This window comes from Microcella putealis (genome assembly GCF_004216575.1).
Classification (GTDB): Bacteria; Actinomycetota; Actinomycetes; order Actinomycetales; family Microbacteriaceae; genus Microcella; species Microcella putealis.
Window position 1 is genome coordinate 198,719 of record NZ_SGWW01000004.1, and the last position, 23,582, is coordinate 222,300.

General features: G+C 62.5%; 14 protein-coding genes and 3 tRNA genes. 9 read left to right on the forward strand and 8 right to left on the reverse strand.

The genetic code is table 11. The annotated features are described in order from the left end of the window. Window positions 1-41: 41 nt before the first annotated feature. Window positions 42-1,103 (reverse strand): tRNA lysidine(34) synthetase TilS, encoded by a 1,062-nt coding sequence (gene tilS, locus EV141_RS10905; RefSeq protein WP_130485987.1) that lies wholly within the window; start codon window positions 1,101-1,103, stop codon window positions 42-44. Between the two features lie 92 nt (window positions 1,104-1,195). Here tilS and ppa point away from each other — a divergent pair, with 92 nt between their 5' ends. Then, on the forward strand, window positions 1,196-1,687 hold the full coding sequence (gene ppa / locus EV141_RS10910) for an inorganic diphosphatase (RefSeq protein WP_130485988.1): 492 nt from the start codon (window positions 1,196-1,198) through the stop codon (window positions 1,685-1,687). 76 nt (window positions 1,688-1,763) lie between these two features. On the opposite strand, the gene EV141_RS10915 is transcribed toward ppa, so the two are convergent. Further along, window positions 1,764-3,161: a M23 family metallopeptidase gene (locus EV141_RS10915; protein WP_130485989.1), complete on the reverse strand. Its 1,398-nt coding sequence runs from the start codon at window positions 3,159-3,161 to the stop codon at window positions 1,764-1,766. A 239-nt stretch (window positions 3,162-3,400) separates the two neighbouring features. Here EV141_RS10915 and EV141_RS10920 point away from each other — a divergent pair. The 4 genes from EV141_RS10920 to katG all read left to right on the forward strand — a co-directional run bounded on the left by EV141_RS10920 (window position 3,401) and on the right by katG (window position 6,059). Beyond that, window positions 3,401-3,473: transfer RNA gene (locus tag EV141_RS10920), tRNA-Glu, on the forward strand. 33 nt (window positions 3,474-3,506) lie between these two features. Further along, window positions 3,507-3,580 (forward strand) — tRNA-Asp (locus tag EV141_RS10925). Window positions 3,581-3,661: 81 nt separating this feature from the next. Then, window positions 3,662-3,737: transfer RNA gene (locus EV141_RS10930), tRNA-Phe, on the forward strand. Between the two features lie 156 nt (window positions 3,738-3,893). Beyond that, window positions 3,894-6,059, forward strand: a complete 2,166-nt coding sequence (katG, locus tag EV141_RS10935) for a catalase/peroxidase HPI (protein WP_130485990.1) — start codon at window positions 3,894-3,896, stop codon at window positions 6,057-6,059. Between the two features lie 74 nt (window positions 6,060-6,133). Here katG and EV141_RS10940 read toward each other — a convergent pair whose 3' ends face one another. After that, the gene (locus EV141_RS10940; RefSeq protein ID WP_130485991.1) at window positions 6,134-6,871 is read right to left on the reverse strand and encodes a hypothetical protein; all 738 of its coding nucleotides are present in this window, start codon (window positions 6,869-6,871) and stop codon (window positions 6,134-6,136) included. Window positions 6,872-6,966: 95 nt separating this feature from the next. Between EV141_RS10940 and EV141_RS10945 the strand changes: the two genes are divergently transcribed. From EV141_RS10945 to EV141_RS10960, 4 genes are all read left to right on the forward strand, one after another. After that, window positions 6,967-7,344, forward strand: a complete 378-nt coding sequence (locus EV141_RS10945; RefSeq protein ID WP_130485992.1) for a DUF2510 domain-containing protein — start codon at window positions 6,967-6,969, stop codon at window positions 7,342-7,344. A gap of 13 nt (window positions 7,345-7,357) precedes the next feature. After that, window positions 7,358-8,041: a hypothetical protein gene (locus tag EV141_RS10950; protein WP_130485993.1), complete on the forward strand. Its 684-nt coding sequence runs from the start codon at window positions 7,358-7,360 to the stop codon at window positions 8,039-8,041. Between the two features lie 323 nt (window positions 8,042-8,364). Further along, window positions 8,365-9,879: a hypothetical protein gene (locus tag EV141_RS10955; RefSeq protein WP_185740153.1), complete on the forward strand. Its 1,515-nt coding sequence runs from the start codon at window positions 8,365-8,367 to the stop codon at window positions 9,877-9,879. Window positions 9,880-9,906: 27 nt separating this feature from the next. Then, window positions 9,907-10,353, forward strand: a complete 447-nt coding sequence (locus tag EV141_RS10960; protein WP_130485994.1) for an iron chaperone — start codon at window positions 9,907-9,909, stop codon at window positions 10,351-10,353. Between the two features lie 422 nt (window positions 10,354-10,775). Here the strand turns inward: EV141_RS10960 and EV141_RS10970 are convergent, their stop codons facing one another. From EV141_RS10970 to EV141_RS10990, 5 genes are read right to left on the reverse strand one after another with little or no spacing between them, the layout of a single operon-like run. Further along, on the reverse strand, window positions 10,776-11,867 hold the full coding sequence (locus EV141_RS10970; RefSeq protein ID WP_130485995.1) for a DNA cytosine methyltransferase: 1,092 nt from the start codon (window positions 11,865-11,867) through the stop codon (window positions 10,776-10,778). A 55-nt stretch (window positions 11,868-11,922) separates the two neighbouring features. Continuing rightward, window positions 11,923-13,842 (reverse strand): DUF1998 domain-containing protein, encoded by a 1,920-nt coding sequence (gene drmB / locus EV141_RS10975; RefSeq protein WP_241969231.1) that lies wholly within the window; start codon window positions 13,840-13,842, stop codon window positions 11,923-11,925. Further along, entirely contained in the window at window positions 13,739-16,927 is a 3,189-nt protein-coding gene (locus tag EV141_RS10980; protein WP_130485997.1) for a helicase-related protein, read from the reverse strand. The genes drmB and EV141_RS10980 overlap by 104 nt, the downstream gene beginning before the upstream one ends. Window positions 16,928-16,931: 4 nt before the next feature. Next, window positions 16,932-18,443, reverse strand: coding sequence for a nuclease-related domain-containing DEAD/DEAH box helicase (locus tag EV141_RS10985; RefSeq protein WP_130485998.1), 1,512 nt, complete (start codon window positions 18,441-18,443; stop codon window positions 16,932-16,934). Beyond that, the gene (locus EV141_RS10990; protein WP_130485999.1) at window positions 18,440-23,203 is read right to left on the reverse strand and encodes a DEAD/DEAH box helicase; all 4,764 of its coding nucleotides are present in this window, start codon (window positions 23,201-23,203) and stop codon (window positions 18,440-18,442) included. The genes EV141_RS10985 and EV141_RS10990 overlap by 4 nt, the downstream gene beginning before the upstream one ends. Between the last annotated feature and the right edge of the window lie 379 nt (window positions 23,204-23,582).

The following is a 23,582-nucleotide window of genomic DNA, read 5'->3' on the forward strand; positions in this document are numbered from 1 at the left end:
GGTCCTCCAGGGGTGAAATGGGGCGAGGGTGTGCGACGCGGCTAGACGGCCGTGAAGACGATCCGGTTCGCCGCGCGATTCACCCTAACGCCGGGAAGGTGCACCGCGCCCTGCCCGTGCCAGTCGGTCGCGAGCCGCAGCACCTCGAGCGTCTGGGCTCGCGTGAGGCTGAGCCCGAACTCGACCCGGGCGACGAGCCGCACGAGGCGCGAACTGAGCGCGCGGGGGTTGGCGGCGATCCACGCGACCGGCACCGAGCATCCGCCGTCTTCGAGCTCGACGAGTTCTTCGGCGACCTCGTCGACCATCAGGTCGAGCGCGTCGGCGTCGTCACGGGCGATCGCTGCGGTGCGGGCGAGCGCGTCAACGATTCCCGGGTCGAGCTCGCGCTGCAACAGAGGCAGGATGCGGTGGCGCACGCGTACGCGCGCGAACCGGTCGTCGTCGTTGTGTGGATCGTGCCAGGGTTCCAGCCCCTGATCGACGCAGGCCTGGGCGAGAGTCTCGCGACGCAGGCCCAGAACCGGCCGTCTGTACAGCCCGGCAACGGCGGCCATACCCGCAATGCTGAGCGTGCCGCTGCCGCGGGCGAGCCCCAGCAGCACCGTCTCGGCCTGGTCGTCGAGCGAGTGGCCCAACAAGACGGCCGCGGCGCCGTGCTCGACGGCGGCGACCTCCAGGGCGGCATATCGCGCCGCGCGCGCCGCCGCCTCGGGGCCGCCGGTGCCACCTGTGCCTCTGATGGCATCGTCGCCGCTCACGGGCATCCCCCCGCCGTACAGATCGACCCGCACGCGTTCAATCTGTATCGGGTCGAGGCCGAGACCACGTGCCTGCTTGGCGGCGCGCTCGGCGACCTCGGCCGAGCCCTCCTGCAGCCCGTGGTCGACGATCACCGCGCCGGCGCGCAGCCCGGCGCGCGGCGCCTCGAACGCCGTGGCCGCGGCGAGCGCCAGCGAGTCGGGGCCGCCGCTGAGGGCGACGAGCACGAGGCCGCCCGCCTCGATGTCGGCGAGGTGCGCGCGCACCGCGCGGCGCGCATCCGCCATCGCGGGGGTGAGCCGCGGGCGACGCTCTGCATCCTCGGGGGCTTCGGGGGCCATCCACTAAGGTTAGAGCCGCTGATTTCCGGGCGTTGCGCCCGATCCGCCGGCGGGCTTTCTGCCCGCCAGACACCGACTTCAGGAGCAACTACATGGGCGCCTACCCCGCCGTCATCGAGATTCCCCGCGGCAGCCGCAACAAGTACGAGGTCGACCACGCGACCGGTCGCGTCTTCCTCGACCGCGTGCTGTACACGACGTTCGTCTACCCGACCGACTACGGCTTCTTCGAGAACACGCTCGGCCTCGACGGCGACCCCGTCGACGTGCTCGTGCTGACCGAGTACCCGCTGTTCCCGGGTGTGGGCCTGACGGTGCGCCCGGTCGGCGTCTTCAACATGACCGACGACGGCGGCAGCGACGCGAAGGTCATCGCGGTGCCCGCGAAGGACCCGCGCTGGGACCACATCCAAGACGTCGACTCGATCCCCGAGTACACGAAGAAAGAGATCGAGCACTTCTTCGAGCACTACAAAGACCTCGAGCCCGGCAAGTGGGTCAAGACCGAGGGCTGGGGCGACGCTGCTGAGGCCGAGGCGATCATCCAGGCCGGCATCGCCGCGTACGTGCCGCACGAGCACTAGCCGCCGCGCGCATCCCGCGCAACAGAAAGGGCGCCCACCGCATCGCGGGTGGGCGCCCTTTTTCGTGGGCTTGTCGTTAGCCGATGCTGACGCCGCGCGCCTGCAGGTACGGAACCGGGTTCGTCGACGCACCGTTGAGGCGGATCTCGAGGTGCAGGTGGCAGCCGCTGGAGAGGCCCGTCGTGCCGACGAGGGCGATCAGCTGACCCGCCTCGACCCGCTGGCCGTTGGCGACGAGGATGCCGCCGCTCTGGATGTGCCCGTACGAGCTGGTCACGCCGTCGCCGTGGTTGATGCGCACGAAGTTGCCGTAGCCGCCGTTCCAGCCGGCGTAGTTGACCGTGCCGCCCGATGCCGCGTACATGTGGCGACCGCACCCGGCGCCGATGTCGGTGCCGGCGTGGAACGTCGCGCGCCCGGTGACGGGGTGTACGCGGTTGCCGTAGTTCGAGGTGATGGGGCCGCTGAGCGGGCTCGCCCAACCGCTGCCGGTCACGACGCCACCGTTGTTCGAGCTGCCACCGGCGTTGGCACCGCCGCCGTCACCGCCGCCGGCTGCCGCCTCTTCGGCGGCCTTGCGCGCTGCTTCTCGTGCGGCCTCTTCGGCGGCAAGTCGCGCAGCCTCTGCGGCACGCCGCGCGGCTTCTTCGCGCTCCTTGCGGATGCGCTCGCCCTCTTCAAACTCGGCCTGCGTCGTCTGCAGCACGCCCTGGAGGACGCCCAGCTGCACCTCGAGGCGGTTCTGGTTTTCCTGCTGGGCGGCGAGCGCCTCTTCCGCGGCGATCTGTGCCGCCTGCGCTTCGTTGAAGGCCGCCTCGGCCTCGACCCGCAGCTCTTCGCGAATCTCGCGGGCGATCTGGGCTTGGTCGCTCAGCGACTGGGCGGTGTTCTGGTCGGCGAGGGCGACGGCGTAGATGCCCTCGGCCTGCTCACCGATCTTGCTGGCGTAGCCGAGGCGAGAGAGCAGGGCTTCGGCCTCGCCGGGGTTCGTGAAGAGCGAGGCCGAGAGGTCGCCGCCGCCTGCGCGGGCGAGCTCGGCGACAAACTGCGCCGCGCGCTGGCGCGACTCGTCGGCGGTGGCCTGCGCCTCGTCAGCCTGCGCCTGCAGGGTGTCGGCCCGGAAGGCCGCCTCGTCAAACGCGAGTTGCGCCTCGAAGTACAGCTGGCCCTTTTCTTCGGCGATCGCCTGCGCGGTTTCCACCTCGGCAGCGAGACCGGCAATGAGGCCCTGAATCTGACTGATGGCCGCTTCCTGCGCGGCGACATTGTCGCGGGCGGCAAGAACGTCGTCCCAGCTGGGGTAGGTGTTGGCGCTCGCGGTGGGAGCAGGGGCGGCAAGGCCCACCGTCAGCAGCATGAGGCCGGCCGCGATCGAGGCGATGAGAGCGGTGCTGCGAGGGCGTCGCGAAACGGGCCGAGCATCCCCCGATGTCGACCGAGTGGCTCCCCCGAGCCGTGCGAGTGTCTCGCGCATGTATCTGTCTCGATTCCGGTGCGAATGCGTTATGTCACATTTTCCCCATGAGCACCATTGATCACAGTATCAACGGATGCACGGTTCGGCTAGACACCGCACCGCACGTTCGTGGCGGCGTCGCCCCGACGGCGTCACCGACACATTCACGCGACGCTATCCCCCGCGGGGAGCGCGGTTTGGTAGAAACGCGGCGGTGCCCCTATGCTTGCGTACCGGTCGCCTCGTCGATTCGCTTAGGCCCCATCGTTTAGCGGCCTAGGACGCCGCCCTTTCACGGCGGTAGCGCGGGTTCGAATCCCGCTGGGGTCACAACGAGGCAAACCAGTACAATTGAATACGCAAGGCCCTGTAGCGCAGTTGGTTAGCGTGCCGCCCTGTCACGGCGGAGGTCGCGGGTTCAAGTCCCGTCAGGGTCGCGGTGTGAAGCCTCATCGAGTGTTCCGACACGAGGTGGGGCTTCTTCACTAGGCGAAGCGTTTCGGCGCCTCGTCGACCAAGGCTCTGTAGCTCAGTTGGTAGAGCGTTCGACTGAAAATCGAAAGGTCACCGGATCGATGCCGGTCGGAGCCACCACCCGAAACCCCCGCTGATTGGCGGGGGTTTCGTCGTTTCTGGGGCGCTCCATCCCTGCGCCATTGCGCCCTTGCCCGTCGCCCGAGCGCCCCGTGCACACCGCGCTCTCAAACCCGGCTCGATACGATTGCATGCAATCTTTTCAAGGAGGAATACATGACCGAACTCGTCGGTACGTGCCCTGTTCGCCACGGATCCCACACCTCGATGGAGGCTGGCCCCAAGAACTGGTGGCCGAAGGCCCTGAACCTCGACATCCTGGCGCAGCACGACACGAAGACGAACCCGCTGGGTGCCGATTTCAGCTACCGCGAGGAGCTGAAGAAGCTCGACGTCGAGGCGCTCGTCGCCGACGTGAAAGAGCTGCTCGTCACGAGCCAAGACTGGTGGCCGGCTGACTGGGGTCACTACGGCGGCCTGATGATTCGCATGGCCTGGCACTCGGCCGGCACCTACCGCATCGCTGACGGTCGTGGCGGTGGCGGCACCGGCACGCTGCGCTTCGAGCCGCTGAACTCGTGGCCCGACAACGCGAACCTCGACAAGGCCCGCCGCCTGCTGTGGCCGATCAAGAAGAAGTACGGCAACAAGATCTCGTGGGCCGACCTGATGATCCTCGCCGGCACGCTGTCGTACGAGTCGATGGGCTTGAAGACCTACGGCTACTCGTTCGGCCGCGAAGACCTGTGGGGCCCTGAGAAGGACACCTACTGGGGCAGCGAGAGCGAGTGGCTCGCGCCGAGCGACGAGCGCTACGAGAACGTCGACGAGCCCGAGACGATGGAGAACCCGCTCGCCGCGGTGCAGATGGGTCTCATCTACGTGAACCCCGAGGGCGTTAACGGCAAGCCTGACCCGCTGAAGACGGCGGCGCACGTGCGCGAGACTTTCGCCCGCATGGCGATGAACGACGAAGAGACGGTGGCGCTGACCGCCGGCGGCCACACGGTGGGCCGCACGCACGGCAATGGCCGCGCCGAGAACCTCAGCCCGGTGCCCGCCGGCGCCAACATGAGCGAGGCCGGCCTCGGCTGGAACAACCACGTAAGCCGCGGCGTCGGCAAGGACACCGTCACGAGCGGCATCGAGGGTGCGTGGACCACGAACCCCACCCAGTGGGACAACGGCTACTTCGAGCTGCTCTTTAAGTACGAGTGGGAGCTGCGTCACAGCCCCGCGGGCGCCCAGCAGTGGGAGCCGATCAACATCGCGGAGGAAGACAAGCCCTTCGACGTGGAGGGCACCGCTCGCCAGAACCCGATCATGACCGACGCCGACATGGCGATGATCAAGGATCCGGTCTACCGCGAGATCTCGGAGCGCTTCTACAACGACCCCGAGTACTTCAGCGAGGTCTTCGCTCGCGCGTGGTTCAAGCTGACCCACCGCGACCTGGGCCCGCGCGAGCGCTACATCGGCCCGATGGTCCCGAACGAGGACCTGATCTGGCAGGACCCGGTTCCCGCCGGCCGCACTGACTACGACGTGGCGGCGATCAGCCAGCGCATCCTCGACAGTGGCCTGTCGTTTACCGACATGATCACGACCGCGTGGGATTCGGCGCGCACCTACCGCGACTCCGACAAGCGCGGTGGCGCGAACGGCGCGCGCATCCGCCTCGAGCCGCAGCGCAGCTGGCACGGCAACGAGCCGGAGCGCCTGAACCGCGTGCTCGCCGTCTACGAGGCGCTGTCGGCCGAGACCGGCGTGAGCGTCGCCGACCTCATCGTGCTCGGCGGCAACCTCGGCATCGAGGATGCTGCGCGCAAGGCGGGCGTGGAGGTGTCGGTTCCGTTCCACCCGGGTCGCGGCGACGCGACCGACGAGTGGACCGACGCCGACTCGTTCGCGCCGCTTGAGCCTGTGCACGACGCGTTCCGCAACTACCTGAAGAAGGACTACACGGTTCCGGCCGAAGAGCTCATGCTCGACCGCGCGAGCCTGATGAACCTGACGGCGGTCGAGATGACCTGCCTCGTCGGCGGAATGCGCGTGCTGGGCACGAACTTCGGCGGCACGAGCGAGGGCGTCTTCACCGACACCGTCGGCGCACTGACGAACGACTTCTTCGTGAACCTGACGGACATGCTCTATGTGTGGGAGCCCTCGGGCTTCAACCTGTACAACCTCCGCAACCGCACTAACGGCCAGGTGCGCTTCACCGCCACCCGCGCCGACCTCGTGTTCGGGTCGAGCTCGATCCTGCGCGCGTACGCCGAGGTCTACGCCCAGGACGACAGCAAGGAGAAGTTCGTGCACGACTTCGTCGCCGCCTGGACGAAGGTCATGAACGCCGACCGCTTCGACCTGGTCGCCGCGTAGTCACGAGCGCTCCGCATCGAATGGATGCACGGGGCCGAGTTCTCTTCGGAGGGCCCGGCCCCTTTTTCGTGCGACTACGGCAGGACGAGTAAACCCTGCGGGCGTTGCGCCCGAAGAACAAAGGGCTCATCGGGGGCGAGAGTGTCCCGACCGCTCACAAACTCGATGTGCGCCCGGCCGCTCATCACGAGCTCGGTAAGCGCCGCCCCCACGGCTTCGAGCCGTGCCGCCAGCCGCTCGGCGAGACGCTCGAACGTCGTCGTGAGCCCCGCGTCGCTGACCACGTGGGCGGCCGCCTGCAGGTCGTTCGCCAGGAGGCGAACCTCGTCATGCGGGTCGACCGCACCGCCGAGGATGCGCGGCGGGCCGGCCAGCGGGTCCGGCTCACCGAGCACCGGGAAGAAGCGCAGCAGCCACTCTTCGGGCGGCATCGCGTCGACGTCGACCCACGAGCTGTAGTGGTACCGATGGCGACCACGCGCGCACACCTGCACGCGCCCCCAACCAAAACCGTCAAGGTTGAGGGGGTCACTGAACTCATCGAACCCCCCGAGGCGCAGGCTGCCCGTGGTCGCGCAGAACGGCAGTTCATCGGTGTCCTCCCACCCGGTGGCCGCAGGGGGCGCAGCCGACCACCGCTCGGCGACGGCGTGAACGCGCGCGTACTTGGTGCCCGTTGACGCGATCACCCAGCCCTCTCCGGCGGTGGCGAACGTGCCGCGGTCAACGGGAGCCTCGAGGGTGTCAAGGGCCGAAAAGATGGCGAAGTCCGTCTGGAAATCGACCTCGACCGAATGGAGCAGCGTAGACATCTGCTCAGGTTAGAGGGTGCGCGTGGCGCACACCCACAGCCCGCGTGGCGGTTAGCGTGTGGCCAACGCAATGCTCACGATCGAGGGAGACAGGCATGCCGAATGCCGCACCGGGCTGGTACGACGACGGCGCAGGACGCCAGCGCTGGTGGGACGGTCAGGCCTGGACCGACCAATACCAAGACTCGCCCGCAGCGCCCGCCGGCATCTTCGACCAAATCAAAGCGGATGCCGCCTCTGGCGGGGTTCCGCGCCCCGGCGCCGCGGGCCAGGCCTACGTCGTGCTGCAGGTGATCCTCAAGGAGAAACTGTGGGGCTCGGGCTCGGGCAACCTCACTGAGCTGGAGGGCGTCATCAACAGGCAGGCCGCCATGGGGTACCGCCTGCACACGATCACGACCGCCTCGTCGGGGTCGAAGGGCATCGGCGGCGGCGACCGCATCCAGGCCACGATGATCTTCGAGCGCATCTAGGCAGGCGTCCCACGTGCGCCAGGTCGCGGTCAACGAGCGCGACAGCTCGTGGGAGATCCACGAGGCGCGGTACCGCGTGTACGTCTTCTATGGCGCCTCGAATGCAGTGTCGACCACGGACATCCTGAACGCGACGGTCGAGGAGGCGCTCGAGGCCGCGCGCATGCTCGCCGAGGGCAACCGCCACCTGTGGTCGCTCGCCCTTGCACACGACGACGGCCACTCGGGCCGCGGGCTCGTCTGGTTGTCAGGTAACGACTACAACGACTTTCCCCGCGCATACTCGGATACCGCCGCATACTGGCGCCACCGCGGCACCATGCAAGAGCGATATCTGATGGCACGGGCACAGGCCGGAGAGCCGGTGGTGTTGCCAACCGGCGAGCGGTCGATTCGGCTCGACCCCGAATGGGGCGTTGACTTACCCCTGTGGGAGCAGTTCACCGACCACTACCCGGTGATGCGGGGTGAGCTGCCCCTCGGAGGCCCACTCGAAGAGTCGCTCGCCGCGTGGAATCAGCGGTGGCAGCAACTCGCCGACCCTGACACGGGCGGAGACGCCTCCGACACAGACTGGGCTTCTTGGCCTGCCGAGGGCGCGAAGTTGGTGGCGAGTCTTCGCGAGGCCCTGAGCGACATCGCCGAAGTGCACCCGGCGTACCTGCGACACAACTACAGCGATAGGACAGGTCAATGAACACGCAACCGACGTTGGTATTCCTTCACGGCGTAGGCAGCGGGGACCCCGACGACAGCTGGGTTGTACACCTTGAGCGCGGCCTGGCGGAGGTTGGATACCCGGGACTGTCAGACCTTCGCGTCGTGGCCCCGAAGTATGCACGCGCGCTGCGAGGGGTCGACAAACCCATACCTCCCCTCCCCGGGGTAACCTCCACCCGGCTGAGTGGCGACGACGCACGAGTCCAACGACGCGACTATGAGAAGCGCACCGCCGCAATCGAGAGTCGCTTCGGGCGCCACAATCCCGGCAACGGCATACCCGTCTACGCGCCGCGGGCTGTGGTCGACATCCCGTTCTTAGCGCAGGTAAAGAACTTCACGAGCAATCGCGACGTCAGGGCGATGGTCCTCGACCGCATCCTGCACCAGCTCCCCTCCGAGGGTGAGATCGTCATCGTCGCGCACAGCCTTGGCTCGGTCATCGCGGCAGATCTACTACCACGCCTGCCGAAGGCGGTCACGGTGGCCGGCATGGTGACAATCGGCAGCCCGCTCGCCACTGGCGCCATAGACGTGAGAGACATCGTCGGAAAGCTTGATGATCCACCTCAACACCTACGTTGGTGGGTCAACGTCTGGGACTCAGCGGACGTCATCGCCGCCATGCGGGGACTGTCATCCCAGATCCCATGGCTACTTGATTTCCGGATCAGAACGGGCGCGGTGGCGCTCGGGGCGCACAGCGCCGAGCGCTACCTCGGCCACCCGATCGTGGCGAGGATCATCGGGTTCGCCCTGCACGGTTCACTTTCCCGTGAAGTCGCGATCACCTCAAGAGCAATCAACGTTTCCCTCGACCCCGCTGAACGCTATGCGCTTCTCGCATTGCGGTACGCACACCTGTTGAAGGACAGACTCGACGGCGACACTAGGGCCCGTTGTGAAGGCGCCCTTCGGCACATTCAATCTCAGGACGCCCAGCAGCTCATCTCGATGAGATCGGATGCCAACCGCCCTTGCCCCGAAGCAATCGAGCGGCTTAGTGTCGACCTCGGCGATCCGGAATCCGTGGCACGGACACCTATGACAGTGGCGGGGTTTGACCGTGACGAGCTAGTGGTTCCCCTGCTCGTGTTGGCAGCCTCCAACGTGTTTGACCCCTTCGAGATTCAGATCTCTCGAGCCAAGCAAGTCGAAGCGATGAAAAATCTCTGCGTCGAGCTCGGCCTGAAGTCACAACTCGGTACTGACGTTTTCGAGGCAACGAAACAGGGCCAAAGTGTCCTCCGCGGGCCGGGCACCTTGATTCGTTGGGCCGTCGTCGGCGCGGGGCTCGGTGCGATTGTCGTTGCTACGGGCGGCCTCGCGCTTGCCGCAGCGCCGGGCCTCGCGGGCGCAGCAGCAATCACGAGCGCGCTCGCCGCCTTCGGCCCTGGCGGGATGGTGGGCGGGCTTCTCACAGCGGGCACGCTGGTGTCTGCGGGTGGCGGCACCGTCGCGTACGGCCTGGCGAACGTCTCCGTCAGCGCGGAAGTGTTCGAGGACGTTGTGGAGCGACGCGTGGCGACGGCGATCCTTCGGAAGATGTCCGGTCTCGAACCCGACGCTGCGGTCTGGTTCACGCTGACGGAGGTCGAAATCGAACTTCGACGGGAGCACGAACGACTTGACGAGTATTCGGACCGGAATGCGCCTTCGCTGCGCGCACTCAAGAAAAAGATCGCGATCGTTGAACGAGCGCTCCGGTTCCTACTCAGCGAAAGCCTTGGACCTCAGACAACCGAAGAAGTAGAAGGATCCAAACGGCCGCAGCTTCAATTGGAGTCGGGCGAGCAAGGCCAGCCCTCGACCTGACGCGCATGCAGTGCCACGCTGGTCGGCATGGCGAAGACGACTGAGGGGTTCAGCGACGCCGAGCGCGCCGCGATGAAGGCCCGGGCCGAAGAACTACGCGCTGAGGGTCTCAAGACCAAGGGCGCAACGAAAGCGGCGCAGGAGCTCGAAAAGCTACTCGAGGCGATTGCCGCGATGCCCGACGATGAGCGCGTCATCGCCGAGCGCATCCATCTGATCGTGTCGGAGGTGGCCCCGCAGCTGCAGGCGAAGACCTGGTACGGGATGCCCGCGTGGGCTCTCGACGGAAAGGTCGTCTGCTTCTTCCAGGCCGCCGCGAAGTTTGAGTCGCGCTACAGCACCTTCGGCTTCCAAGACCCGGCCACCCTCGACAAGGGCACCATGTGGGCAACGTCGTGGGCGGTCACGGCGATCGGGCCGGCCGAGGAACAGCTCATCCGCGAGCTGGTGACGCGGTCAGTCAAGGGGGCTTGACACTGCAAACCCCCAATAGGACCAAACCAGCAGTCAGCATCAATGACTAGACCGAGGCACGCAGGAGAAGCCGCCGCTGCAGACAGGCCCCGAGAATATCCCTAGGCTTCCAGCATGTCTGACAAAAGCGCACTTCGCCTTTTCGTTCTGGAAGCCCTGAGAGCTTTAGGTGGCACCGGAAGTGTCCTCGAAGTGTCACGGCATATCTGGCAAACGCACGAGGCGGATCTCCGGATGTCGGGGAATCTTTTCTACACCTGGCAGTACGACGTTCGGTGGGCCGCTCAAAAGCTGCGGCAGGAAGGGCTCCTGGCGAGCGTCAATGGAGGCCGGACGCAACCTTGGGCACTCACCGAGCAAGGCTGGGACGTTTCCCTTCCAAGGCCTAGCTAGTCGAAAACAGACAGAGCGTCATCGGAAAGCTAGAGTGCGGTCGCAAGAAGGCGCCCGATTGCCGCTCCAAGAGGAATCGGAACTGCATTTCCGATTTGACGTGCGATATCAGTCCGAGACCCAACGAAGCGGTGCTCCAGGCCGAAGCCTTGAAGGAGCGCAGCCTCATAGTGAGTAATCGCACGATGCTCCTCGGGATGAAGGTAACGGCCCTTCTCTGGCTTAAAGAACTCTGTACGAATAGTCACCGAAGGCCGATCCCAATGAAGGCGCCCCATCACGTCTCCCGAACCAGTCTTGTGCCGTGTCCAGCAGGGCGACATTAGCTGCGGGTACGGCTCGAGTGCCCGCCGGTTTCCCCCGGGAGGGATAACGGCAAACCGGTCCTTGGAGAGCTGAGTATAGTTGCGGCTCCAGTGCAGATCCCTAACGGCAAAAGAACCAGCGTATTGCTTTCCGAGAAACTCCGTCCGGTATGTAGAAAAGACGTCGTCCCTGTCAGGGTCACGAGGCGCGTATTTCAGTGCGTCCCTCACCGTAACCCACGGCTTGAGCCCCGGTTCTCCTCCAGCTGAATGTGTTCGCACCAACTCGCCAGGAGAACCAAGGTCGCGATGCCAGCCGACTATCACTGTGCGGCGACGCGATTGGGCCGCTCCAAAATCTGCTGCGTTGCAGATATCCGCAGAAAAATCATAGTCAGGCAGGATCCCTTCTTTCGAAGTCTCCTCCTTGAATTGAAGATACTGTGGAGACTTCTTGAACTCCGCCACATTCTCGACGACAAAGAACTTCGGCTTTGCGCGCCGAATTGTCTCGGCATACTCGCGCCAAAGCGAGTTGCGCTCGTCCTCAACGTCCTTCTTTCCGAGACTTGAAAATCCTTGACATGGAGGGCCTCCGACTATGACGTCAGTCGTTGGCACCTCGCCTCGTAGCCACTCCTTGATGTCGCCCGCATAAACAAGGTTTTGCCCATACGTCGCCTCGTACGAAGCCGCGGCAGCCTTATCCCACTCGACTGCACCGACCGTTTTGAAACGGCTTGAAGCAGAGTGGAGACCAGCCGTTAGGCCACCCGCCCCCGCGAAGAGGTCCAGAACAGTGATCGGGTTAGACACGACCCCATGCTACGGAGCAGCCGCCGCTGCGCACTAAACGGCGCGCTGGACTCACTCAGAGCGACTGAAGACCCCCGCGAATTGCTGGGAGCACCCCTGCCAACAGCCCAGTTACCTCGCTACCACCCAAGACAAGCTGACGGTCCAAGAGGCGGTTCCCGAATTCACAGGAAGTCTCGCTCACCAGCGCGCAACCATGGCACGCCGAGAGGTTGAGCTGAAACGCGCCTTGCCGGTCACTCTCGATACAGACCGGATCATTCGAGCAGACATCGGCGTCATCGAGTGCGGCAACGAGGAGCGGGATCAGTGCCTCCGGCCCGCCCAAACGAACAAGACCCCCGAGGGTTCCTTGCGCATCCCCTGCGGCCGTGTACACGAGAATTCCGGCCATGCCCTCAGATCGCTCAGTGCTCGCGTAGATGCGCTCCTGGAGCGCAGCGGACGAATAGCCACTTGCGAACGCGAGCCGTCGAATGAGCAAATGAGCGATCGTGTGCAGTGCGATCAAACGTGGCTCAGGCGTGTCGAGTCGCGACCTAGCCCAGTCAAGTCGGTCGCGCCGGTCAATGAGGACTTGAGCACGAGCGCGAACGTCGGGCAGCTGCTCCCACGCGCGTAGGGCGAACTCATCAAACTGCAGGAAGATGCCTTCCCCGAACAACTCAATTGATGGGAACACCGGGCGACGCCGGGGGTCTTGCCCCAAGTCGGCACTGATGAATGCTGCGCCAGGGTCGTGCCGGCGGAAGCCGCGCAACGCGCGCACTTCACGAACGCGGTGAACCTGCCCACCCCCAACCAGAAGGCTCGTGAGGTCTTCCGGCCCTCTGGTGCTTGAGTTCACAAGCCAACCGTCGACGACAAAGTCACTGAGCTCGGTGTCTTTGCCGCTCTCAGTCTTCTTGACGAAAGCAGCCCACTCGCCGTCCTTCAGTCGGCGCACCCCGGTATCACCGCGCTCATTCGAGTCGGCGAGCACGACAGCCAAGACATCCTCAGGGGTTACCCCAAGCTCCTCGGCAATCCACCCCGCGATCATTTCGGATTTGGGTCCACCATTGTCATCGACGAGGCGAGCAAAGTAGTCGTGCGCCCGGACCTGATCCGAGACCTCCTCCGAGCGCGATTTCTCCTCGGGGATATCCAGCGCCGAAACGCGCTCGGCGATGTAGTTGCCCGTCGCACCGCGTTGCACCGCCGTGAGGTCCGCTTCGCAAGCACTCGACACTGACTCAGCGGGCTCCCAAGGCTGACGGCCGTCACAGCGAATTCCGTCGCGATGAAGGGCGCCTTCACCCATAAGGTCAGCGAGCGAACGCGAGCGCCCACAACCGTCACACACGACTCTCAGCGATGCGAGACCTTCACCTCTCGAATTTGCCCGGACAAAACGAAGCTCCTTGTAGGAGCGGCAAACTCGAACCTCGTCACTCACACCCTTGTCGTACCCTCGATGGGCCCACATGAACCACGGAATGTCCTGGATGTGGCTTCCGGTCTTGCAGACCGCCACGTACCTCATCGGGACGAGAGCACCACCGCATGAACAGCGGTTCTTGAAATGTCCTTTCTCGATTGTCGTCAACTTCGAGAGCTTCAAGCAGCGTTCACAGAAACGCCATGCGGGAAACCGCCAATACGGCAAACTCGCGGTGTCTTGGCCCGCGACACCAGCGTGCGCAGGAGCTTGGCGCAAGACAGGGCGCGGCCGTCCGGGCTGTATGAGTTGATCTACGAGCCGATCGCAATGGATCTCCGGCGCTGTCCGCCGATCCCACCATGACGTGTCCGGGGCGATCAGCGACTCCCCCCGGATGTCGACTATCGCACCGACGCCGAAAGGGGAAACGGTTTCGGACAGTCGAAGATCATGCCGAATCTTCTGCACGCTGCACTTCTCTCTCGGGTTCCTGCACTTCAACAGCCACGTTCGGCTCCACTGAACGCATTGAGTCCGCGACGAGCCATTCATCGCCCGTTTGCCCGAAACGCTTCACAAGCGCAGCGTCTCTAGATGGGTGCCGTTCGTAGTAAAGCTTGTTTCCGGAATCCCTTGCGCTCTTTGCCTTGCGATCCCACTCCCTGAGGAGAAGCCCCACCTGCACTCTTGCCGCCTCCTCCTCGCTTTCATCAGCTGCCGCGACGAAGGCGAGGAACTCATCGGCAAGCTTGTCCGACGCGGCCTTAAGACGCGGATTGGATAGATCAAGAGAGCCGGCACCATCGTCAGCAGAAATCACTGTCACCGAATGGCGCATCAAAGCAACCAAAGCGCCCGAGAGTGATCGATCCCTCGACGACAGCGACCAGGGGGTGACGCTAGTTGGTTCAACACTCCGGTAAAGCGCGTCGTGAAAACCGCGGAAAGTCTCAAAGTGAGATCGATCACGGGCACGGTTCGGACGGAAGAGAGTAACGACGATCCCATTGGTACTTCCGCGACCTACGCGGCTGGTGGCCTGGATGTACTCAGCAGTGGTCTTGGGCTGTCCCACCATCAACAGGAGCGCGAGCCTCTGCACGTCAATGCCGACTGAGAGCATGTTTGAAGAGAGGACAGCATCCACGGCGTCGTCAGACAAGTCAGCACTTGTGCGGAGCCTCCGCAGATCCTTAGGAAGCTCCTCCGGCCCCCGTCGACTGGTCAGTTCAAGAACGCGATCCGCTCGGACCGTTCTGCGCTCGAGATTTAGGCGGTCGGCGCGAGTAGCTAGGCGGCCGTTAACGTCATCGAGAAGGAGTGCAGACGAACGGCCAAGCTCCCGCAGGCTGTTGTGATACATCACGAGGGTCCAGTACGGGTCCAGTCCACCGACTCGGCTGGCATCGTCAACCAAGACGCCAGGCAGCTCTAGCATCGGGGATGCCGCGGCGACGAGCGCCGTGGCCTGGGAAACACTCTGTGGCATCAACCCGAGGTACAGCCGACCTTCTCCACTGGCCACCGGGCGCGAGAAGAATGTCGAATCCCCGTCAAGGCCCGCAGGGGGGTAGAGAGACACAGAGCGCCCATAGAGTCCCCTTACTTGCGATTCCGAGGCGCGAATCGTCGCGGTCGAGGCCACAATTTTCGGGACAGACCCTGATGCTCCCAGAAGCGCTTGGAGCACTGCGTCAAAGACAGCGACGGTGGTCCCTAAGGGCCCCGAAAGAAGATGTAGCTCGTCCTGAATGATTAGCGAGGGCGACCGGTACGGGGTTCCAATTCCAAGCAACCTTCCGGCAGCCTGCTTGAACTGGAGACGTGCAAACTTATCAACGGTCGCGAGCAGGAAAGTCGGAGGCTCTTCGTACAGGAGCTCGTCTACAACATTCATCGGGAGATCGCGACTTGAGAACTCACAAGTCACGTCCACGCAACGGAAGGCGACGTCTCTCCCGACCATTCGAGCCCCGTAGGTCTGGCGTGAGTCGTCTTTTCTCTCTGGCACCAGCTCAGCCAGGCACCATGGACATTCCGTGATCTGAAACTCGTTGGCTTCTTGGGGATGCTGTGCCTTGTACAAACGCTCCAGGGCGTATCTTGCCTGGTCGCGCGTACCCGGGGTCGCCTCATTCCCGACCCACAGACCAATTGAGAACCGGGCCATGCCCTTGGCCCTATTGTCTCTTTGCCTCAACAACTCCATTGCGCAGATCAGCGAGGCCGCCCGCTGGAACTGCTGTGAGGTAAGCAACCGAAGGGTGTAGCGGGTGATAACGGCTGTGCCACCGCCCTCTTGTCCGTACTTGATCCTGCGGAGAAAGATCTCTATCGCAGCGAGCGCGAGATACGCCTCCGTCTTCCCACCACCAGTGGGAAACCAAATCAAATCCACGAGGGATCGGTCGGAGTGGTGTTCATCTACGGTGGAGGCAAGCGAAACGAGCAAGAACCCAAGCTGGAACGGGCGCCATGCGGGATGCGGGTCCTTCTCGCCTCGAGCAAGTGCTGCTTGGTGCATCTGCAGACGCATTGCGGACATCGCCAGCGCGAACGAGAGCCTGACATCACGGGATTCTGGATCTGCGAGGAGATCAACACCCGCACGCATACGTCGCTCGGCGTTCGTTGAGCGGTCGACCACGCTCATCGCCGTCGGGCCAAGGTCGCGAGCCTTGGCCTGCTGCCCAGCGACCCAAGTCGAGAAAGCATCTACAAAGTGATAGAGGGCCTCAGTCACTGCTTTCGGGTCTGTGTCAAGTCGCGCCAGGAAGTCTAGGTCGAGCGCGGGCCGCGCCCGCTCGTGAAGCGTTGAGGCGCCAGCTTGTTCAATGGCTGGCACAACGAAGTGCGGGACGGGGTCAAGCTGAACTCGAAGACAGTTCCCCGACTCATCTGTTTCCCAGGTGGCCGCCATGCCATGCCCAACAGCGAACACCTTTCGCTCTCGGTACCGTAAACGCAGTTCGGCGGCCTCGGCGTCGACGTCAAGCGCTCGGGAAACGTCGTATTCCAGAATCTGACCACCCTCCCCAGCGCGCGCCGAAAGGTCTACCTGGAAGAGCATCTGGGGTATGTCCGCTCGGTCGTCCCCAGTCGCCTGGGCGCGAATCCGGACATGGAGAGTCACAAGCCATTTCGAAGCGCCATAGGGCCGCCACCGAGTCCCGATCTCCAGAGGCACAGCCCCTGCGAAGAGCTGACGAATCTGCGGCCCTGTCCGACTGAGCTCTAGATCAGCAAAAGCGTGTGCGGACCTCTGCCAACGCTGAGGCCCGTCGTCCTCCACAAGTGCGTAGGTCCCGCAAGCGAAGTCGCATAAGACGGAGTCCACGTTGGTCACAAACGAGATGGCAGCAGAGGATGGTCGCCAATCCTCAGCGAGCGTGCCGCTCCCGTCACTTTCCTCGACGTCCCCCTCATCTACGTCGGCCTCGACGTATTCAAGAGAACCGTTGGCGCCGGCCGGTGATGGGGACCTGTCAGCCTCCGCGTCGAGGGGAAACAACATGCCGACGACGTATTGGAGCGACGGGCGGTTCTCAATGAGGACCTCCTCGTCTCCCTGCTCAGGGCCGACGTATGCGGCGCGAAAATGGGCTAAGGCCTTTTCCTGCGCTTCGGTCAATGCCACAAGTTCATCCCCCTACGCGTCGGGCCAGCGATTGAAGGCGCCGACGATCAGAGTCAGAGCAGACGACATGAAGGCTGACTCTCGGGCGGGTCACTGCCACGTAGAGCGCAGCAAGTGTCAAGTCCGAGTACTCCGCTGGTAGGTCACAAACAACAACATGTTCCGCCTCAAGACCTTTCGCAACACGCGGACTAACCAGACGAACACCATCCACCACTTCGTCAAGCGAATCTTCAGCTGCTGCGGAGATCACCCAGATCGCCGACGGCGGAACTCCATCCTTCTTAAACGACCGCGCGAGCCGCAGAGCGTGAGCCCGAGATTCTCCATCTAGCGCGGGAACCCATTGAATTCGCTCACCGTTCACGATCCCCGGGTCACCGACGTCAGCCCCGAGATACTCCTGAACCATATGAACTATTGCCCGCGTGTTTCTAACGTTGCGACTTAGGTCGTACTCCATACCTTCTTCACGGACCAAGTCGAAGACCTCTTGGTCAAAACGGCCGTCAACATGAGCTTGATTGTTCTGGTCGAGGAACATGCGCCACCTTCCGTTCGCACGTCCATTAACAAGAATCCTGTCGAGCACATCCATCGCCTCCGGGTACATAAGATCCTGCGCCTCGTCGACAAGCACCACATCGTAAAGACGCGAGTCTTCTAGCTGCGCGAATTCACGCACCACCACTGAGCGACCCTCGAGTCGGGGCTCAAAGAATGCCCGAAGGCCCGGCGACATGAACGTCACCAAGACTGACCGGCCTGCTGCCGCTTCTTGCTTCGCCGCCTCGGCCAAGACCACAGACTTCCCCGTCCCAGCTCCGCCGAGGACAAGTATTCGATCATTCTTAGCAAGGCCAGCGAGGACCCGTGCCTGCTCGTCAGTCGCAAGGTTCTGCTCATCGATGACCGCGCCCCGCTGGGCATCCACAACGGGCAGGCGCGAAAACTGGCCAAAGAGCCGGTTGCGAAGCTCTTCCGAACGGGCAGGGCGCACACCCCGCGGTGCGTCTGCCGCCGAACGCGCAATCTCGTCAAACGCGGACGCAAGGGCTTCGACGGTCATTGACTCCTTGGAAAGCCAATGTGAAGCCTTCCAGCCGACGTCAGCAGGTGGATGTTCGATATCCGGGGTCAAAGCAATCGCCTCGCTCGGGTACCAGCCGAGCCCGTCCTCTTTCAAGATGTTGCGAAGCGCGAACATCGCTTCACGGGCCTGGTCGATGGGAGAGGTATTCAACCTGTGGTTATCCCCATGACGATCGATCGTGTACCACGTTCCCTCGAATTTCTTTACTCCACCGCCTTTGACCTCGATGACAATGACCACCCCCCGCCAGAGAACAACGAAGTCGGCCTCAGACATCTGTTTACCCGGCGCTGTACGGAGCTTCACAGAATGAAATGCAACTGCATCCGAGCTCGGAACAAGATGGAGCAATCTGGCTACTTTGCGCTCAGCGTCACTTTGCGCTGAACGTTCGATATCCTGCAAATCCGGAACAAGTATCACGAATTCTGCTCCTGCCAAAGTTCTTCATATTCACGGAAACCGAGCAAGTTATTTATATCGGCGCTTCCGAAGTTGTCCGCCATATCGACGATGAGGCACTCCTCTTTACCACCATTCCGTGGTCCACGAAGGCCGCGCCCAGCCATCTGGATGTAGGCGTTTGGACTAAAAGTTGGCCGTGCGATATAGAGGGCCGTCACCCCAGGAGCATCAAATCCTTGTGTAAGAAGATCACAATTTGCAAGAACTTGAATGTGCCCATCCCTGAATCGTCGAATAACGTCACGACGCTCTTGCCGGCCCGTTAAGCCACTGACCGATGCGGCTTCGATACCTCGGAACCGCAGTGTGGCCGCGAGCACCTGCGCGGACAGCACATTCGGCGTGAACACAAGAACCGAGCGTCCGTAGCTCTCATCGAGGTTCATGATGCTGTCTACGAGACTCCCCATACGAGCATGGTCGGCAGCAACGCGATCGAGGACTGTGCCGGTCACACGATTCGTTCGCTTAGCTTCAAGCGCTTCCTCCTCAGAAAGCCGAACATGTGCTCCCTCGAGCACGTCATGCTTCACGCGGGCAAGAACTCCAAGACCAACAAGCTGTTGGTAAGGATTGTCCTCGAATGCGGCAATCTTCTTTCGCCCAAAGCGAGCAGCCAGAAGGTCCGTAGCTTGAGAGGACGTACCTTTGAACGGAGTTGCAGAGAGGCCAATTAGAGGCCTGGAGAAACCACGGCCATCGATTCCTAGCCACGAAAGAATTCGCCTGTATCGCGCCGAGACCCCAGCAACGTGACCTTCATCAATGAAGACGGCCTCCGCGGCACTGAGCCACTCGTATTCGATTTTCCCGAGAATGACCTCTAACTTGGCGTCTGTCGCGACCACGACACTGAGGTCTGTGTCAGGAGCTTGAACGTCGTTGGCCCCCCATAGCCGCGCCACACTAAGCGGCATATCGACACGTTGATCAGTGCACAGCCCTCGCCACACCTCGCTGAAGGTCTGAACTGCCTGCTCACAAAGCTCCTGCGACTGCGCTATCCAAAGCACAGGACCCCTGAGCTTCCCGTCTATGAAGAGCTGCAGAATGGTCTGCGACGCTACGCGAGTCTTTCCAGCCCCGGTAGGCAGCTCGACCATCGCCTTTGACCGCTTTCCGTCCTCTCCGACCTCCAAGATCGTCGATCGGATTTGTGTGCTGATCTTCGCCTGATAGTCATGAAGCCGGGGAAGGACCGTAGCGCCGGGGACCACAAATTCGGCATCTTGCCTCTGAGTGCGCTGGCCCGCGTATTCAGCGCCGAAGCCCATTCTCCGAAGCCAAGTGATCGTTGCGGAACCGCCAGCCCAATGAGTGGGGACATCCGGGAAACCCTCCCGGCGGAAGAGGTCAGCAAGCTCACTGATCGCGTCCTTGCCATACACGGAAAGACACAGTGAAGCGACAGATGTGTCTTTAGTGACCAGCCCTTGGGCCTCCAAGCCCTGCCAGAGACCTTTCGGCAATTTCTCCCGCATGTCGTCTTCACCGAAGTAGACGTCTAGTCGGTCCGCGTCGTTTGAGGCGGCAAGCGCGGATTGGCGCAACAACTCCAAGTGATGGTCAAGCCCAACTCGGAGTGCATGTTCGATGTCAGCGTTATTCATGCCGAGGTCATATGCCTCGTTCGCCGCAGAGAGTGCACCTCTTTCGTCAAGCGATGAGGCGACGATGAGGTTGACACCGTCACGGTGGAAACCGAGCGATTGCGTTTCCACGCCTTCTTCGGTAGTCACCCATTTCTCAATCGAGTCCGCCCGAGAAATGGACAAATCACTCAAATCTTGGCCAGCCGCCCACCCCCGCAGTCCGGGAAATACGTCGAGAAGCCTCTCGACATCCCGACGGCCGTCGATGCGAATAGAGAACGCAAAACTGTCCTCAAAACGCTTGCAGCCGGCTTCCTTGACCAGGCGGTGGGCTCGCTCCTCGTCCGCCAGCAGATATGGCCTCTGGTGGTGGGCGAGGTAGTCGCGCTGCTCATCATCTACAGCGATGTAAATGGTGGACGACGGCCGAGACTCAAGCGATCGTCCGACTCGCGCAGGTAGTCGAGGCGGCTGGCCGTCAGGGTATGCGATCGGCAGCGCATCGAGTATGAATTCAACAAGAACTGCGTCATCGAAACGCGGAGGAAGCAGTTCAACCGCAAGCGCCTCACAAAGCACTTCGGCGTGCACCTGACTCAATTCTTGTGGCAAACGGAGAACCTCAGCGACCACCCTCGGCCCCTCATACAGAGGAAGCAGATCGCGATACTCAACAAGAGATGGGGCGACAGCGTTTGCGACGGGCCTGTACCCCCGAGTTGTTCTTAGCAGCCCCGCCCGTTCCACCGCCCAGCGGACCGGCGACATCACCCGATAGGAGATACCAGTAGCGGTGTCCTCACACTCCCAAGAGGAGTCGCCGAACTCAAGAAGCCCACGAGTCCACGACTCTCTGAGCTGCTCGGAAGCACCAGCTTCCTGCAGCAGCAGAAGTGCTGAGAAGGGACCAGGTGAACTGGCTTGGCCTGAATACAGGCTGATGCGTTCAATAGGCCGATCCCCGGGCGTCAGTCGGTCATTTAGCTCTCGGAGAACCCACTCTTGATACTCGCCCGCAGCAAACTCATCCTCGAACGAGTAGTCAGAGATCGGACGGGTCGTCACCCCCAGCTCATGCGCCAAGCCCGGAATGCAGCGCTGCCTGTCCAGCAGCCTGTCCGCGGCGCTAGTGAGTAGTTCAGAGTCCAGATCAAGTACCTGTTGCGGGTATCGCCAGCCACCATCTCGTGTGGGAACCAGAATCCGAGCCGCCGGCTGAGACCTTATCGCCGTCAGAGCGTCCCTAGTAGTGACGCCAAGTGCCGCATCCCAGAACTTCTCCTGCATTTCGTGACTGTCGTCACCCGCCAGGCGGACCAGGCGAGCGTTGAGGATCGCCACAGGATCAAGGTCCCTGATTCCTACCGAGCGCAGGCCCTTCTCGACGTCCGGATAGGCCAAGAACTCAGGACTGACGAAAGCTGCTCCCTCAATATCCAGATCGTCAACCTTCGAAAGAAAGACCAGCGACCTATCGCCGATAGCCTTCATTCCCTCTGTTGTCGGAATTACTCGCGCTTGCTCGGCGCCCTCCGCTCCACGATTCGCCAGGACGACCTTTAGAGCATTAGCTGCAGACTCCACATCGGCACCCTCAGCCCATTCGCGTAGCCAAGATTGAATCCCACGCTTGGGCATTAGCTCCAGGGCGCGCTTGAGATCACGAGTCTCCTCTTCAAGACGATCCGGAATCACGTTGACGACAAACAGCTGACGAAGTCGCGCAAGTCTCTGTTGCGACGCGTAACACCTCCAATGCGGGACGTCATCACTTGTATGGGGGGAAGCAACCCAAGCTTCATGGGCGATCTGCGGAATCTTCCACTCACACGTGAAGTCGAGTGGCCTCAGCTCCTCTGGCGAACGCAACACACCACGCCCATCGGGAATCAGGCGAGCCTCCACTGCTAGTGGGGGAACTAAGGCACACAACACCTCGTCACCGAAGTAGATGGCCTCCCGCCCGCGGGCTGGCAAATAGTCAAGTTGGGCAGCTGGGTCATCAGCAGTGCTGAGCTGCGGCAACAACTCGACGAACATCTCCGCGAGTGTTGCCAGGATTTCGCGGTTGTACGCATTTCGCAGGAGAGTTGTTCGGTCATCATTCACGCTCCATGGAGCGTTAAAGAAGCCCGTCGCTGAGGTCCTGTCCTGCAGAGGAAAGTAACTCCAGAACTGGCCGATTTGAGTGCCCGGGTCACCGGTATCTTCATTGGCGCGACGTGGCTTTACAGGGACGGCGACACTTACCTTGATCTCGTCCCGCGAAACCGCTTCTCCGACTTCGCGACGCGCGGCAGCGCTTGGAGCATGCATTCGATCACTAACGAGCCACTCGTCACCAGCACCATCCGGGCGCTCGATCTTGAATCGTCCACGACCTAGCTCGCGGGAAGTGTGGCTGGTAGTAAAACCCGAGTCCCCCAGCACCGAAAGTCGCACCTCACGTACGGCATTGACGAAGAGAAGAAACTCAGACGAGAAGTTCTCCATCTCCCGCCGCAGCCGGTCTACTCCCTCTACATGCGGAAGCCTGACGATGGTCGTGGCCCACGAACCGAGGTCACGAGCAATCTCATCTCGCTCGAACACGGCATTGTGGTCAAGCGCAGTAGCCGTGCGAAGAACAGGAAGGCGCCTCGAAGTGGACCCGATCGCCTTAATTGCCGCCTGAGCTTTGCTGGAGTTGAACTCAAAGGACACGGATCTACTCAGGACCTGCGGCGAGTCAGTAACCGCAAGCACTGACTTGAACCCCAACCCGAACCGCCCAATTTCATCGCCACGCTTACCGCTGAGGTGAGCGTGCGTGATTGCAATCAGTCCCGTTTTCGAGAACGGGCGGCCCGAGTTGGCGCAATACAGCACTCGACTCGCCGGGTCAAGGACGATCTCGACTCGTCCATCCGCAGAATCCCCATCTGAACCAGCCATCGCATCGGCTGCGTTCTGAACGAGCTCGAGAAGAGTGCGATTCGCGTATCCCCCGGTGCGGATGGACTCCTCGTGATTTGCATGTTCAGTGATCAGGGTTGGCTTGGCTGCATAGGCAGCGATTGCGCTTTCGTATTGCGCCTCGATTTCTGCAGACAATGCAGGATCGGTGCCCCATTGCTGTGTCGACACTGACACCCTCCGTTTTCACTTCTTCGTGACTCGCCCTCGACAGTATCGGCCCGCCAATGACTTCCAATGCGGCTCGCGGATACGATGACGGCCAACTCCCCGTCCTGCCCGAAAGATCAAACCCAGAATCACAAGACGCGTTCCACTTGGCCAATGGGCCGGAGGGAGCGCGAAGTCAACTGGCCGTTCTGCAGCCGTCTCATTTCCAACGATCTCGAAAGCAATAGCGGGATTCACGAGACCTCTCGCCACCCCGATTGGCAGCTCTCAAGCCCCGACACCGCGGTCAAGTCCCGGGGAGTGGTGTAACGGCTGATCCTTCGTCTATGCGCTGAGCGCGATGAAGTTGTCGGTGGCCACCTCCTCTTCGGTGGCGGGC

Bases quoted from the DNA above. Each gene is read 5' to 3' on its own strand.
- tilS (WP_130485987.1), bottom strand. From the start codon at position 1,103: ATGGCCCCCGAAGCCCCCGAGGATGCAGAGCGTCGCCCGCGGCTCACC.
- ppa (WP_130485988.1), top strand. From the start codon at position 1,196: ATGGGCGCCTACCCCGCCGTCATCGAGATTCCCCGCGGCAGCCGCAAC.
- EV141_RS10915 (WP_130485989.1), bottom strand. From the start codon at position 3,161: ATGCGCGAGACACTCGCACGGCTCGGGGGAGCCACTCGGTCGACATCG.
- katG (WP_130485990.1), top strand. From the start codon at position 3,894: ATGACCGAACTCGTCGGTACGTGCCCTGTTCGCCACGGATCCCACACC.
- EV141_RS10940 (WP_130485991.1), bottom strand. From the start codon at position 6,871: ATGTCTACGCTGCTCCATTCGGTCGAGGTCGATTTCCAGACGGACTTC.
- EV141_RS10945 (WP_130485992.1), top strand. From the start codon at position 6,967: ATGCCGAATGCCGCACCGGGCTGGTACGACGACGGCGCAGGACGCCAG.
- EV141_RS10960 (WP_130485994.1), top strand. From the start codon at position 9,907: ATGGCGAAGACGACTGAGGGGTTCAGCGACGCCGAGCGCGCCGCGATG.
- drmB (WP_241969231.1), bottom strand. From the start codon at position 13,842: ATGAATGGCTCGTCGCGGACTCAATGCGTTCAGTGGAGCCGAACGTGG.